Source organism: Mycobacterium sp., assembly GCF_049585075.1.
Lineage (GTDB): Bacteria > Actinomycetota > Actinomycetes > Mycobacteriales > Mycobacteriaceae > Mycobacterium.
Genome location: NZ_JBAUZA010000197.1, coordinates 1 through 13,967, shown reverse-complemented (window position 1 = coordinate 13,967; position 13,967 = coordinate 1). Strand labels below are relative to the sequence as shown.

The following is a 13,967-nucleotide window of genomic DNA, read 5'->3' as shown; positions in this document are numbered from 1 at the left end:
ACTCAGTCACTGCCACCGCCCATGACCGCGGCTTGGCCTTGGATCATAAAGTTGACCGCTTCGTTGCGTGTCACCGAGGACAGCATCTGCACCGCGGCTCGCATCATGTCACCGACCATCAAAGTCGGCCCGTTGCTGAGGTTTTCGAATGCTTCGCTGATGACCTGGTCGACACGTGCGGCGTCTGGCGGTGCCTGGTCTTCGGAGCTGAGCACCCCGCGGCTGTGTTCGAGGCGGCGCAGTGCGGGTGTGTCGGTCTTGCCCAGGATCAGACCGAGCACGTCGACACCCTTGTCGTGCAATTCGCTCCACAGGGCCTCGGCGAAGACCATGTCGAACGCCTTGGTGGCACCATAGGCGACCATGTTCGGCCCACCGGCGAGCCCGGCACCCGAGCCAAACAGCACGATGCCGCCGCCGCCCCGCTGCACCATTGCCGGTGCGAAGTGATGACACAGCTGCATCGGCACCATGCAGTTGCGGTGCACCATCGCTTCGGCGGCGGTTATCGGGTTGGCCAGGAACGGCTCGAAGTTGGGATCGGCTCCTGCACAGTAGGCCAGGAAGCCGATATCCAGCTCGTCGGTGGCACCCGCCACGACGGACGCCGCATCGCGCTCAGCGAGATCGACTGCCAGCGTGCGGGTTTCGACACCGGTGCGGGCAGCGATCCGGGCGGCCACCTCGTCGAGCACAGCCTGGCGTCGCGCCACCAACACCACATTGACTCCGCGCTCGGCGAGGCCCTCGGCGAAGGCGGCGCCCACACCGTCGGACGCGCCGGCCACCAGGGCCCACGGCCCGTACTTAGCCGCGAACGTCATGTTGACTCACCCACGGTTGCAACTCGTACCACGGTGAAGCGGCGGCGGGCGATGCGCCATCCGGTATCGGTGCGGACCAGTTCGTCGTCGTAGTAACCGATTCCGTTCACACCGGACTTGTTGTCGCCCATCATGATCAGCGCATCGACATAGGTGCGCGCCTGGGCCGAGTCGCCGTCGACGGTGATCACTTGATTTGTCATGCGGTGCAAGGTGTGGCCTGCTAGCGCGTGCGTCTTGTCCATGAAGTCGGTAACCGCCTCTACACCCTTCCACGCACCGATTTCGCCGTAATCGAGTTCGCAGTCGTCGGTGAACACAGTGCGGAACAATGGCCAGTCGCGCCGGTCGATCCCGGTGGCATAGCGCGTCAGGACATCGGTGATGTCCTGACGGTCTTCTCTTTCGGTCACAAGACGTCTCCGTTCGGGTGGACGACGATTCGAGGCGGGCCGTCGGAGGCTCGGGCCAAGTCCAGGGCGTCGGGCACCTCATCGAGACTAATGACGGCCCCGACGCTCGGGAGCGGATCGAGTCGCCCGGAAGCGATCGCGTCGAGGGTGCCGTACCAGTCCTGCGGGTGCGGTCCGCCGCCGAACTGGATGGTGAGACCCTGACGGGTCGCATCGGTGACGTTCAGCGAATCACCGGTGTACCAGCCGCCGGCGCAGTAGATCCGAGTGCCCATGTCGACGGATTCCACGATCTTCTGGATCAGACCCTCGGCGCCAACGCATTCGAACACGACCAGCGAACCCCACAGCCCACGCTCGGCGCGTAGCTGGCGCCACACGCCGAACGGAGATGTTGCGGCCGGGTCGACCGCGATGTGCGCCCCGAAGCGGTTGCACGCCAGTTCACGGCGTTCGGAGTTGTAGTCCGACACGATGATCGGGTCGATGCCCCGATTGGCCAGCGCGACGACGGCCGACAGCCCGATCGCGCCGGCACCGATGACCACCGGCACTTCCCCCGGTTCCATCTTCGCGGAGCGCACATAGAACTCACCGACCGCGAACGCGTCGGTCAGGGCGGCGGCGTCGCTTGATATGCCGCCGTCGACCGACTTGGCCAACGTCTCGGCGACGACCACCAACTCGCCGAAACTGCCCTGCGCCTCCGGATGCTGACCGATGATCCGCGCGCCATCGGCGCCACCGTTGACCAGACGGATGGGGATGGACGTCACCCGGCTGCCGACCGGAAACTGTTCTGTGCAGCCGGGTCCGTGTCCGACGACTTCGCCGACAAACTCGTGGCCAAGCACGATGTCGCGGCTTTCGTCGTAGAGCGAGCGGCCGGTGGGGTCATTGACTCCCATCTCCGGGTGATCCATGAAATGCACATCCGAGGCGCAGATCGCGGTGCTCAGTGTTCGCAGCAGCAGCTCGCCGCGACCGGGAACAGGATCGGCGATCTCACGGACGTCGAGGCGCCCACCGCGCAACACCACCGCACGCACCCGGCAGACCCCTTTGTGATGGCTGTTCTCGACTATTCGAGATAGCATCTCGATAATCTGAGCTTCACAGTAGGAACCGCGCGGGAAGGAAGTCAAGACATTCCGCAGGCCTTGACGCGCAAGCAAATCGACGCCATCGGACGGCGGGTGGCGCAGGCCGCTGGACGAGGCCAATGACTGACAAGCGGACCGTCTGGCTCGACGTCGGCGAGGTGGTCGGTGAGCCGGCGTCGCTCGCCGCGACCTACTATCCTGCCGTCACACCTAATCCAATTGTGTTGGTGTGCCTGCCCGGCGGGACATACAACCGCGTCTACTGGCACTTGGATGTCGCGGACCACCCGGGCTACAACTTCGCCGAGTACGCCGTCGAGCACGGCTACGCCGTCGTCGCAATCGATCCGCTGGGCACCGGCGAAAGCAGCAAGCCGGCCCGCGATGTCGGATTGCAAGACATTGCCGCGGTACTGACGTGTGCGCTGACCGAGCTCCCCGAAATCACCGGCAGCACAGCATCTCCCATCGCCGTGGCGCATTCCCTAGGCGGTTACCTCGCCATCTTGCAACAGGCCGTTCACGCCAGTTACGCTGGAATGGCGCTTCTAGGCTGCACCAATCAACACGTCGCGCCGCTCAAGCTCGACCCGGATTTCATCGCCGCGGCCGCCACACCGCAGGGCCGTAAGGCACTGGCCGATCAATTCGCGAGCATGATCCCCGAGCAATACACGCAGGCCCCCCGCGACTGGCAGCAAAGCTGGTTCCATCTACCCGATGTCCCTCCGACAGTTGTCGAGACAGATACCCGTATGACGAGGTCCGTTGTGCCGCGCTGCTTTTCGGCAGGCGCAATTCCGGGTGTGGTGAGCGAGCAGGCAGCGCTGGTGGATGTACCGGTTCTGCTCGGCTACGGCGAAGTCGATGTGTCGCCCGACCCCAGCGCTGAGGCGCAGTTCTTCGCCCGCAGTACCGATATCACCACGGTGGTTGTTCCCGGCAGCGGGCACTGCCACAACATGGCCTCAACCCGTCACCTGCTCTGGCAACAACTGCTGGAGTGGGCCGGGCGCATCGGTCACTAATCGACGAGGAGCATCTCGGATGGACCTACGGAGGCTCAGCGACGAACTCGAGATCACCGCGCTGCTCAATAGGTACGACCGCGCCGTCGACACTAAGGACTGGGATTTGTATCGATCCGTCTTCACCGACGATGCGCACATCGACTACTCGTCGGGGGGAGCCATCGCCGGCAGCCGCGAACAAGTGGCCGACTGGCTGGCACAAGGATTCGCCGCGCTTCCAATGTCGATGCACTACATCACCAACATCGAAAGTGAGATCGACGGCGACACCGCACAGGTGCGCGCGATGTTCTACAACCCCATGCAACTGCCGGGGATGACCGACCTTAGTTACTGCGGTGGGTACTACCACCATGAATTGGTCCGCACCGACAGCGGCTGGCGCAGCCGCAGCCTGCGGGAAGAGACCGTCTGGTTCTTGAACTCCCCCGGCTCCTGAGCGTCGGCCGACCACCAGACTTGTTAAATGAGCTAAATACTCGTTATACTAACTAAGTAACCTTGATCTGAAACTTTTAGGAGCACCCAATGCCGCGCACCGAAAACGACACCTGGGACCTCGCGACCAGCGTGGGAGCGACAGCGACGATGGTTGCCGCCGCCCGGGCGATCGCCACCAGGGCCGACAACCCGCTGATCGACGACCGGTTCGCCGAGCCGCTGGTCCGGGCCGTCGGGGTGGATTTCCTGACGAGGTGGGCCGCCGGAGATCTGGCCGCCGCCGACATCGACGACGACGAATCCAGCTGGAAGCTCCAGCAGATGCCCGACGCGATGGCCGCCCGTACCCGGTTTTTCGACGCGTTCTTCAAAGAGGCGACGCAGGCCGGCATCCGCCAAGCGGTGATCCTCGCATCCGGCCTTGACGCTCGCGCCTACCGATTGGACTGGCCCGCCGGTATGACGGTGTTTGAGGTCGACCAGCCTCAGGTTATTGCTTTCAAGACCAACACACTGGCCGATCTGGGCGTCGAGCCAAGCGCCGATCGCCGTGCCGTCGCGATCGACCTTCGAAACGATTGGCCCGCCGCGTTGATCGAGGCGGGTTTCGACCACACGCAACCCACCGCATGGATCGCCGAGGGCCTGCTCGGTTATCTACCGCCCGAAGCGCAAGACCGCCTGCTGGACAACATCTCCGCGCTCAGTGCAGCCGGTAGCCGCCTGGCCACCGAGGCGATCCCGGACATGTCGGAGGTCGACCATGAGCAGGCGCGGGAGACGATGCGCAAGGCCACCGAGAAATGGCGTGCGCACGGTTTCGACCTCGAGTTCTCCGAACTCGGGTATGAGGGCGATCGCAACGACGTCTCTGCCTATCTAGACACATTGGGTTGGCGCTCGACCGGAACGCCGATGAGTCAACTGCTGGCCGAGTTGGGGCTTCCGCCGATGCTGCAGGGCAACGACTCGGTGTCGATGGCCGACACGGTCTACTACACCTCGGTCAAGTGACCAGGCCGGCTGTGGCAGCGCAGCGTCGCGGTTTCAACGACGCCGTCACGCGGTTCTGGAGCTTCGCGGCGCCGGCCTACAACCTGCCGTTTCTGCAGCAGTGGGTATATCGGCCGGCGCACGACGAGGTGGTCGCGCAGCTGCGCGCGCACTCCTCAGCGCGGATAGCTGATATCGCCTGTGGCACAGGGATTCTGGCGGATCGGATTGAAAGCGAGCTACACCCCGGACAAGTCTACGGCGTGGACATGTCCGACGGCATGCTGAAGGCGGCACGCGCCCGCTCGGCCGGTGTGCAGTGGTTGCGTGGCCCCGCCGAGCAGCTTCCGTTTGAGGACGGCGCGCTGGACGCGGTCGTGACGACGTCGGCGTTTCATTTCTTCGACCAACCCGCAGCATTGCGCGAATTCCACCGCGTGCTGTCATCCGGCGGGCTGGCGGCAGTCTCTACTCTCAGTGCGCGGCAACTCTTTCCGCAGGGACCCGCAACCAGCAAGTGGAAGCCGGCGCATCACCCGTCACCCACCGAGATGTGGCGCTTGTTTGAGGGCGCGGGCTTCACCATCTCGGAGCAGCACCGGGTGCGGCGGCCACTGCTAACCCGAGCGATCTCGGATTTGATCACGGTCGGCATCAAAGGCTGATGCTGCCCGGTGTGCTTGCAGGGCCTCGCCGAGCGTCCAGATTGCAACGCCCAGCAGCACAACGTCTTTGAGCAGGAACTGGCCGGGCAGCTCGGACAGCACTGGAACTGGTCCGACGAACCGGGTAGCCACGCCCGGCGTGGTGAACAGAAAGCTCAGCGTCCCGCTGAACAGCACGATCGCCATCGCACTGCCGATCGCCGATAGCCGCGCCGATAGTGGGCGAAGACAGATCAGGATCGCGGCCGTGATCTCCATGGTTCCCAAGCCCCACGCGACGGTGTTGGCGCTGAGGACGTCATAGAGCCAGCTCATCAAGGGGCTGTGTTCGATCAAGGTCCGGGCTCCGAACTTGATGTACTTGCCGAAGCCAATCCACGCCAGTGTTAGGGCCAGTCCATACCGGCTGACTGCTTGGCCGATGGAACCCAGCATGGCCAGCCAATTGTCAGTCGGCCTCGTCGTCGTCGACAAATTCACTCCTCCACTTCGAATCACGGGCGGCACCACCGTTTCCGATGACGGGTGGCGCTTCGGTTCGGTTCAACTGCAACGCAAAGCGTGTTCTGGCTATGCTGTCGCCCATACGGTAAAGGGGTACAGGCATGAACAAAGACGACATGATCCTGATTAGCGTGGACGACCACATCGTTGAGCCCCCGGACATGTTCAAGAACCACTTGCCGAACAAGTACTTGGATGAGGCGCCGCGGTTGGTGCACAACCCCGATGGGAGTGACACCTGGCAGTTCCGCGATGTCGTGATCCCCAACGTCGCCCTCAACTCAGTAGCCGGCCGCCCCAAAGAGGAGTACGGGCTCGAACCGCAGGGACTCGATGAGATCCGGCCGGGCTGCTACAACGTTGACGAGCGGATCAAGGATATGAACGCCGGGGGCATGCTGGGGTCGGTTTCCTTCCCGACCTTCCCGGGCTTCGCGGGTCGCCTGTTTGTGACCGAAGATCGGGAATTCAGTTTGGCGTTGTTGCAGGCCTACAACGATTGGCATGTGGAGGAGTGGTGCGGTGCCTATCCGGCGCGGTTCATTCCGATGTGTCTGCCGGTGATCTGGGACCCCGAGGCCTGCGCTAAGGAGGTGCGCCGCAATGCCGAGCGCGACGTGCACGCGCTGACGTTCACCGAAAACCCCGCTGCCATGGGCTACCCGAGCTTTCACGACGAGCACTGGACGCCGTTGTGGCAGGCATTGGTGGATACCGACACCGTGATGAATGTGCACATCGGCTCTTCGGGCCGGCTGGCCATCACCGCCCCGGACGCGCCGATGGACGTGATGATCACCTTGCAGCCGATGAACATCGTGCAAGCCGCCGCCGATCTGTTGTGGTCGGCGCCGATCAAGAAATATCCCGGCCTCAAGATCGCCCTTTCTGAGGGCGGTACTGGCTGGATCCCCTACTTTCTGGAGCGCGCCGATCGCACCTATGAGATGCATTCGACGTGGACCGGGCAGGACTTCAACGGCAAACTGCCGTCGGAGGTGTTCCGCGAGCACTTCTTGACCTGTTTCATCTCCGACCATGTCGGGGTCGCGTTGCGCAATGAGATCGGCATCGACAACATCTGCTGGGAGGCCGACTACCCGCACTCAGATTCCATGTGGCCTGGGGCACCCGAACAGCTGCACGAGGTGCTGGCCCGCAACAGCGTGCCCGACAACGAGATCAACAAGATGACCTACCAGAACGCCATGCGCTGGTATCACTTTGATCCGTTCACTCACATCACCCGCGAACAAGCCACCGTGGGCGCACTGCGCAAAGCCGCTGAAGGCCACGACGTCTCCATCCACGCGATGTCGCAGCGCACAAAGGACCCCAGCCTTGGAGCCTCGGCGTTGCAGGCGCAACTGGACAGGTCTAACAAGCCTTAATTGCGGGTGAAGCCCGTATTCTCCGCAGTGCCACAGCCGTTTTCGCGTGTCAGGTCTCGCCCCCGACAAACTCGGGCGCCGACTCGTCCCAGCGGTCGACGTTCACCACCTCGGTCAGTGGTCGGCGACGCACCGGTCCATGCCTGCCTTTGGGCCAGCCCACCACGATGTGGCCGGCGACCATCCAATCGTCGGGCATGCCAACGGCGTCCCGAAGCAGTTGTTCGCCACCGTAAGCACCCCAGCTGGTAAGGCAAGCGCCCAGACCCTGGGCACGAGCAGCCAACAAGAAATTCTGCATCGCCGGAAAGATCGACCCACCGAGCAGCAGCTCGGAAGCCGTCGGAAAATGCTTCTGCGCGAACAGAACTGACGTGAATTGGCCGGCCCGATCGTGCAGCTCGTAGGTCGCACGGTTGGTACGGGCGCGGCGGCTGTGGTCGTCCTGGGCCGGCCGACTCATCCCGTAGACGGGCTCGATGACCTCCAACGCGTGAGCCGCCGCCTTGGCCACCACAGCCCGCTGCTCGGCTGACCGCAGCACGATGAAACGCCAGGCCTGAGCGTTCGCTCCGGACGGCGCCCACATCGCGGCCTGCAGACAACGCGTCAGCGTGGCCTCGTCGACCGGCTCGTCGGTAAAACGCCGGATTGTGCGCGCGGTCGACATCACCTCCCAGACGTCACTGGTCGCTCCCGGCATGCCGGCTCCCTTCTGGTGTCACTCCCGGAAGAAAACCTACTGCCGTCGCGTCAGCGCACACACCGGCCAGGCGGCAGCGTCGTCAGCACCGGCCACAGCACGCTCGCTTCACCCAGCGCGGCAAGCTGATAGTTGGTGCCGGCAGGTAACTGCAATTGCTGTTCCAACTGCTCTTGGATGCGCTGCACGCCGTCGGGATGGAAAAACGACCACACCAACCCAACCGTCAGGTATGCGCCCGCGAGCCACACAGCAACCTCGGTCAGCCCGCCGACGCTCACCTGATAGCTCAATACTCGACGGAGCACTGTCAACACAGCCGCACCCCGCTTCCCGTCGGCGCCAATGTTAATCGGTATCCTCGCCGTATCCGTCGTTCCAGTCCCACCATTCGTACGGCGCGGTTTGCGGGTAGCCCTCCGGCGAATCCTCCCAATTCTCCTGGCGCCCAAGCGCGGTCATATCGAGGTAGGTCCAGGTACTCTCGAACGCCTCATCGCCGCGGTTGTTGATGAAGTAGGTGCGAAACACCTGGTCGCCGTCGTGGATGAACGCGTTCGTGCCATGCCATTCGTCCACGCCGAAGTCGGCGTCGAAACTGTCGGTGATCGTGTACCACGGCACCGTCCAACCCATCCGCTCCTTGATGCGCTGGAGGTCGGTCTGCGGGGCGCGCGAGGCGAACGCCAGCGTGGTGTCGCGGGCGTTCAGGTGGGCAAGGTGGGGAACATGGTCGGCGATCATCGAGCAGCCGACGCAGCCATGCTCGGGCCAGCCTTCTGTGCCGGGTTCAATGAAGGCGCGGTAGACGATCAGCTGGCGGCGACCCTGAAAGAGGCCCAGCAGGTCGACCTTGCCGTCAGGTCCCTCGAAGGCGTATTCCTTGTCCACGGGCAACCACGGCATCCGCCGACGCTGCGCTGCCAGCGCGTCACGCGCGCGGGTCAACTCCTTCTCCTTCACCAGCAGTTGCTGGTGCGCGGTTGCCCACTCGGCCGCTGACACGATCGGCGGTGTTTGCATTGCAATCTCCCTGCGAGTTTCGGTGCGATCAGGCCAGCGGTGAAAGGCCCGCGGCACTAAGCATGTATGCGAGGTGGTCCCGGTGTCCGCCGGTTGCTAGTTCCACGACGGATTCGCCGGCTTGTTCATCATTTTGCGGCCGGGACCTCGTGAAAAAGTGCTCGTCGACCGAAGAGCGCGATCAGCTGATCGCCGGGCGTCGCTGTGGTCGACACTTCAACAGGTTTGGCGAACACATGCTCAGCCAACCCGGCCTCGGCAAGTGGCGGAGCCACTCCGAGCAGAGCCGAAGCGAGATCGGCGGGAACGGGGTGGTGCGTTCTGCAGGCCTGGGCGATATCCCAGGCATGCAGCACCATCTCGATCGCTGCCACGTAGATCACGGTTTTGGCAGGAAGAATTCGGCCCCAGATTTCGCACCACCTGCCGGTGGTCGGTAGCGACGTCGCCGCAAGCAGCAGGTCGATAATCCCGATTCGAAGCGCGGCAACAGGATTCGTTTGAGGCCGTGGGCCAGCGTCGGTGTCGACATCTGTATCCAACTGTCGCACAGCAAGCATGTCGGTGAACTGCTCCAACGACGTGTGTATATGGCGTAACAGGTGGCGCAGATCCCAGTCCTGGCACGGTGTCGCTGCCGAGAGGTCGGTGCCGCGGATCAAAAGAATGCTCTGGAACAGATACCGGGTGGCGCCGCCCAGCACGGACAGCTCATCGGTCGCGGGCATGGGCCTGACCTCACGTCAAGAGTGCGGTTGGATGAGTCGGCGGCTGCGGAAACGTCTGGGGCAGACCGAACCTTGCAACCAGTGACGGATCATTAAACGCGACGATGCGCGCGATGCGCCCGCCGACGAGGGACAGCACGTCCATGCCGTGGGCGTGGAATGCGCCGTCAGGCGCGCGCTTGTACATCGCGAATGCCGGAGCGCCATTGGCGCGGGTATAGGTCAGCCGCCACTGGTCCGCAGTGCGCAGCACTACTCGGGCCATGAATTCACATACCGCATCACGTCCGGTGAACCACGTTGGGATCGGTGGCATTTCCAGCTCGACATCGGTCCGAAGTAGCTCGGCCAGTGTGTCGACGTCGGCGTGCTCGAATGCGGCCATATAGCGTTCGAGCAATTCGCGCACCCCAGGTTCGGTAGGCTCGCCGAGTTCGTCGAGCATTGGACGGGCCTGCTCAAGTTGTGTACGAGCACGTTGCAATGCGCTGTTGACCGATGCGGTAGAGGTTTCCAGCATTTCGGCGACTTCTCTGGCCTGCCACCCCAGCACGTCGCGTAGCACCAGAACCGCACGCTGCAAGGGCGATAAGTGCTGCAGCGCAGCGACAAACGCCAGCCGGACGCTGTTGCGCAGCGACACGACCAAAGCCGGATCGTCGGTAGCACCGTATAGCAGCCGATCGGGGGCCGGCTGTAGCCATGGGATGTCGGACTCCGCCGCTGCGAGCGTGGCTGCCGCACTCTCGGCCGGCGCGGTCAGGCCGGAGGGAAGCGGGCGACGCTTCCGGGTTTGCAACGCGGTTAGGTAGGTATTCGTTGCAATCTTGTACAGCCACAACCGCACTGAGGACCGTCCCTCAAATCCCTCGAAATACCGCCACGCCCGCAGGTACGTGTCTTGGACGAGATCTTCACATTCGTCAACGGATCCGAGCATTCGATAGCAATACGCCATCAGCTCGGGTCGATACTGTTCGGTGAGTTGCCCGAATTCATCGGCACTAGCGACGGGCATTGCTCAGGTAGCGCCCGTTTGGAGTATCGACATGATCGTTCCTCCTTTAGGTTGACGACGCTGCGAGCTAGTTCCTGCGCGGCGGCCGGGGGTCGTTGGGGTTGCGTTCACCCGAATCGGGGTCTTCCCACCACTGCGACACCGGATAGCCGTATGAGTCGTGCCAGTTCCACCACGCGTACGCCGGGGTCTGCGGGTAACCATCCGGGGAATCTTCCCAGTCCTCTTGGCGTCCAAGGGCGGTCATGTCGAGATAGCTCCAGGTGTTCCCCAGCGCCTCATCGCCACGGCTGTTGATGAAGTAGGTGCGAAACACCTGCTCATGATCACGGATGAATGCATTGGTGCCGTGCCACTCGTCCACCTCGAAGTCGCTGTCGAAGTCGTCGGTCAGCGTGTACCAGGGCATCTGCCAGCCCATCTGGGCCTTCAGCCGCGTGATGTCGGCCTGGCTGGCGCGGGACGCGAACACCAGGGTGGTATTGCGGGCATTTAGATGAGCCACGTTGCCAATATGGTCGGCGATCATCGAGCAGCCGCGGCAGGCATGCTCTGGCCAGCCGTCCACTCCGGGCTCGAAGAACGCACGGTAGATAATCAACTGGCGCCGACCGTGGAACAGGTCCTGCAGGCTCGCCCTGCCGTCGGGTCCGTCGAACTCGTAGGGCTTGTCTACCGCCAGCCAGGGCATCCGCCGGCGCTGGGCGGCCAGCGCGTCGCGGGCGCGAAGCAGTTCTTTTTCCTTCGCGAGCAGCTGTTGGCGGGCGGCCTGCCATTCCTGCGCGGAGACGATCGGGGGTGTGTCCATGTTGATGTTCGCCTTTCCTGTTGTGGTTCAACGATGTTGGAAGCGCGATCAGCCGAGCTTCTGCAGCCCGGCACCGCTCAGCATGTAGCCGGGTGCAACGGTGGCAGCGTCGGCCCCCAGCAGCTCCACGACGGCGGCGCCGGCGACCTCGGGGGTGAGGGGTTCACCGAACTGCTTGACGTATTCCTCCTCCAATTGACCGTTGCGGGCCGCGTACGCCCGCACTGCCGGACGACCGAGGTCGGTCAACGGGGTGATCCGGGGCATCAGGGCGGTGAATGTGATGCCTAGATCGGCGCGGTTGGCCTCGTCTTGTGCGTAGCCGGTGATGAAACGCTGGGTTGCCTTGGCGCCGGCATACCCGCCGGAAAGTGGTGAGCCGGCCAACGCGGCACCGCTGCTGAAGACCACCACCCTGCTTTGCGGCCGCAGCGGCTTGAGCAGGGCCTCACGTAGCCAATGGAACGCAATGCGCACGTCGGTGTTCCAGTTGGCCGAGAACGTCTCCCAGGTGTGCTGCTGCAGTGGACGCACCAGCGGGCTTGCCCCAGCCACCAGAATGAGTGCCTCAGGATCGTATTGGTCGAGAAGGCCGCCTGGCGCTGAAGCGTCAGCCGCATCTGCGACGACGGAACGGATGGTGCCGGGGCAGCTGGGCGGCTCAGGAAATGTGATTGGGCTGCGGGCCAACGCGATTACCGAGGCACCCGCGTCGGCCAGGGTCGTCGCGACCCCGCGGCCCAGGCCGCGGCTTGCGCCGACTACGAGGATGGTCTTGCCGGATAAGTCGTTCATGATGTCCTCCGATGGTCCTATTTCCCCGCCGTTACCGGCGGAGCTTGTGCGATCAGTTCGGCGTACTGCCGCTCCAGCGCCTTGGCCGCGCCATTGGCCCAGCTCCGAGCAATGGATTGCGACATCTGATCGGGGAAGATGTCCTCCTCGTCGCGTTCCACCGCGTCGAAGACAGCTGCCGCAATGGACTGCGGTGTTGCCTTCGGTATCTCGAGGCCTCGCGTCATATCCGTGTCCACTGGGCCGGTGAAAACCGCGTGGACTCGCACATCCTGGGGAGCTAGGAACGCACGCAGGGATTGCGTGAGATTGAGCGCAGCCGCCTTTGAGATCGAGTACGCCGGAATGAGCGGCAACGGCGCCAATGCGTTGATCGACAGGTTGTTGACGACCGCTCCGCGGGAACGGATCAGCGCTGGCAGGAAGGCCTGTGTCACAGCGTGCGTACCGAAGAGGTTGACGGCGAGGTGGCGTTCGAGCATCGAGGGATCACTCAGATCGTCATAGAGCGCGATGCCCGCATTGTTGATGAGCACGTCAAGGGCGTCGACATCGCCGGCCGCCGATTGAATCTGAGCGGCGTTAGTGACGTCCAGCTCGAGCGGCACCACCCTTGCATCGGCGTGCGAGAAGCGGTGACGCGTGCCCGCGTACACCCGCCGGGCCCCTCTGCCTAAGGCTTCTTCTACAAGGGCCCGACCGATGCCGCGATTGGCACCGGTGATCAGGACTGCTTTGTCTGCAACTGTTCCCATGAGAATGTCCCTCTCTAAATAGAAAAGCCCCCCGCGGTGGGCGGGAGGCTTTTGCCGAACGAGTGGTTCGAGTCCGATCGGACTGCATATATAGACAAGGTTCGGGACCGAAACTCATCGCGACGAGCGCCCCAAAATGATCGGCCGGCGCGAAGCGGGATCGCCGCGATCGCCATTTTCTTGATCCGGCGTTGTTTTCGGCGTTTGGTCTGCCCCCAATCCGGTGATCCGAGTTCGGAGATAGCTGCGTCACCCGTCGCCGCGCGGTCGCTAAGTGACCTCCGTGTGGACAGTTTGCGAAGACGTCGTAAGTATGGGCGCGGTAGGCATGTTGAAGGGTGCGTAATGAAGGTTCCGGGTGTAGCCGCCCTCGTCGGCGGTATTACCGGCGGAGCAGTGGATATGTTGCAAGCCGGGGTGAACGGCGTGGCAACTGCCGCGGGTGCGGTGCAGCTGCTGGCCGGCCCGGTGGTGAATTCAGTCAGTCAATCGACCGCCCGCGTCTTGGGGACGAGCAGTTCGTCCAATGACACGCCGGACGGCGCCGAGGCGACCGTGCGTTGGCACAGCGGGCGGCGCGTGCACCTGGACCTGGATCCGTTGTTGCCGTTCCCGCGCTGGCACGAGCACGCGGCGATGGTCGAAGAGCCGGTCCGCGAGGTTCCCGGTGTGGCCGCGGCTCACGTCGAGGGCTCATTGGGCCGACTGGTAATCGAACTCGAGGATGCCGCCGACAGCGACGCGGTCTTGGACCGGGTGCGCGACGTGGTGG

18 protein-coding genes are annotated in these 13,967 nt (G+C 63.6%); 6 read left to right on the top strand and 12 right to left on the bottom strand.

All coding sequences use genetic code 11. From position 1 onward, the window contains the following. Window positions 1-2: 2 nt before the first annotated feature. Genes WB785_RS09480 through WB785_RS09470 form a run of 3 tightly spaced genes read right to left on the bottom strand, consistent with a single transcriptional unit; the run spans window position 3 to window position 2,277 of the window. Window positions 3-824 carry an SDR family NAD(P)-dependent oxidoreductase gene (locus WB785_RS09480; RefSeq protein WP_424078688.1) on the bottom strand — a complete coding sequence of 274 codons (822 nt, stop codon included), beginning with the start codon at window positions 822-824 and terminating at the stop codon, window positions 3-5. Next, on the bottom strand, window positions 821-1,237 hold the full coding sequence (locus WB785_RS09475; RefSeq protein ID WP_424078687.1) for a nuclear transport factor 2 family protein: 417 nt from the start codon (window positions 1,235-1,237) through the stop codon (window positions 821-823). Before WB785_RS09475 ends, WB785_RS09480 begins: the two co-directional genes overlap by 4 nt. Next, entirely contained in the window at window positions 1,234-2,277 is a 1,044-nt protein-coding gene (locus WB785_RS09470) for a zinc-binding dehydrogenase (protein WP_424078720.1), read from the bottom strand. The genes WB785_RS09475 and WB785_RS09470 overlap by 4 nt, the downstream gene beginning before the upstream one ends. Before the next feature lie 182 nt (window positions 2,278-2,459). Between WB785_RS09470 and WB785_RS09465 the strand changes: the two genes are divergently transcribed. The 4 genes from WB785_RS09465 to WB785_RS09450 all read left to right on the top strand — a co-directional run bounded on the left by WB785_RS09465 (window position 2,460) and on the right by WB785_RS09450 (window position 5,470). After that, window positions 2,460-3,368, top strand: a complete 909-nt coding sequence (locus WB785_RS09465) for an alpha/beta hydrolase (protein WP_424078686.1) — start codon at window positions 2,460-2,462, stop codon at window positions 3,366-3,368. Window positions 3,369-3,387: 19 nt separating this feature from the next. Beyond that, window positions 3,388-3,810: a nuclear transport factor 2 family protein gene (locus WB785_RS09460; protein ID WP_424078685.1), complete on the top strand. Its 423-nt coding sequence runs from the start codon at window positions 3,388-3,390 to the stop codon at window positions 3,808-3,810. 89 nt (window positions 3,811-3,899) lie between these two features. Then, a complete protein-coding gene (locus tag WB785_RS09455) occupies window positions 3,900-4,826 on the top strand; it encodes a class I SAM-dependent methyltransferase (RefSeq protein WP_424078684.1) in 927 nt (308 codons plus the stop codon). Beyond that, entirely contained in the window at window positions 4,823-5,470 is a 648-nt protein-coding gene (locus tag WB785_RS09450) for a class I SAM-dependent methyltransferase (protein ID WP_424078683.1), read from the top strand. Before WB785_RS09455 ends, WB785_RS09450 begins: the two co-directional genes overlap by 4 nt. Here WB785_RS09450 and WB785_RS09445 read toward each other — a convergent pair. Continuing rightward, window positions 5,423-5,905, bottom strand: coding sequence for a DUF417 family protein (locus WB785_RS09445; protein ID WP_424078682.1), 483 nt, complete (start codon window positions 5,903-5,905; stop codon window positions 5,423-5,425). The two genes, WB785_RS09450 and WB785_RS09445, sit on opposite strands and share 48 nt — an antisense overlap. 170 nt (window positions 5,906-6,075) lie before the next feature. Here WB785_RS09445 and WB785_RS09440 point away from each other — a divergent pair, with 170 nt between their 5' ends. Further along, on the top strand, window positions 6,076-7,365 hold the full coding sequence (locus tag WB785_RS09440) for an amidohydrolase family protein (protein ID WP_424078681.1): 1,290 nt from the start codon (window positions 6,076-6,078) through the stop codon (window positions 7,363-7,365). 49 nt (window positions 7,366-7,414) lie between these two features. Here WB785_RS09440 and WB785_RS09435 read toward each other — a convergent pair whose 3' ends face one another. The 8 genes from WB785_RS09435 to WB785_RS09400 form a co-directional block, all read right to left on the bottom strand. Further along, window positions 7,415-8,068, bottom strand: a complete 654-nt coding sequence (locus WB785_RS09435) for a nitroreductase family protein (protein ID WP_424078680.1) — start codon at window positions 8,066-8,068, stop codon at window positions 7,415-7,417. 50 nt (window positions 8,069-8,118) lie between these two features. Beyond that, the gene (locus WB785_RS09430) at window positions 8,119-8,385 is read right to left on the bottom strand and encodes a hypothetical protein (protein WP_424078679.1); all 267 of its coding nucleotides are present in this window, start codon (window positions 8,383-8,385) and stop codon (window positions 8,119-8,121) included. A 31-nt stretch (window positions 8,386-8,416) separates the two neighbouring features. After that, entirely contained in the window at window positions 8,417-9,091 is a 675-nt protein-coding gene (locus WB785_RS09425; RefSeq protein WP_424078678.1) for a DUF899 domain-containing protein, read from the bottom strand. A gap of 128 nt (window positions 9,092-9,219) precedes the next feature. Continuing rightward, the gene (locus WB785_RS09420; RefSeq protein WP_424078677.1) at window positions 9,220-9,819 is read right to left on the bottom strand and encodes a TIGR03086 family metal-binding protein; all 600 of its coding nucleotides are present in this window, start codon (window positions 9,817-9,819) and stop codon (window positions 9,220-9,222) included. Window positions 9,820-9,829: 10 nt separating this feature from the next. Next, window positions 9,830-10,837, bottom strand: coding sequence for a sigma-70 family RNA polymerase sigma factor (locus WB785_RS09415; RefSeq protein WP_424078676.1), 1,008 nt, complete (start codon window positions 10,835-10,837; stop codon window positions 9,830-9,832). 67 nt (window positions 10,838-10,904) lie between these two features. Further along, complete coding sequence (locus WB785_RS09410) at window positions 10,905-11,645, bottom strand: DUF899 domain-containing protein (protein WP_424078675.1); 741 nt, start codon at window positions 11,643-11,645, stop codon at window positions 10,905-10,907. 48 nt (window positions 11,646-11,693) lie between these two features. Beyond that, window positions 11,694-12,440, bottom strand: coding sequence for an SDR family NAD(P)-dependent oxidoreductase (locus WB785_RS09405; RefSeq protein ID WP_424078674.1), 747 nt, complete (start codon window positions 12,438-12,440; stop codon window positions 11,694-11,696). A gap of 17 nt (window positions 12,441-12,457) precedes the next feature. Beyond that, entirely contained in the window at window positions 12,458-13,195 is a 738-nt protein-coding gene (locus tag WB785_RS09400; RefSeq protein ID WP_424078673.1) for an SDR family NAD(P)-dependent oxidoreductase, read from the bottom strand. Window positions 13,196-13,540: 345 nt separating this feature from the next. On the opposite strand from WB785_RS09400, the gene WB785_RS09395 reads away from it, so the two are divergent. After that, the coding region (locus WB785_RS09395; RefSeq protein WP_424078672.1) for a hypothetical protein at window positions 13,541-13,967 on the top strand (427 nt) is incomplete at its 3' end.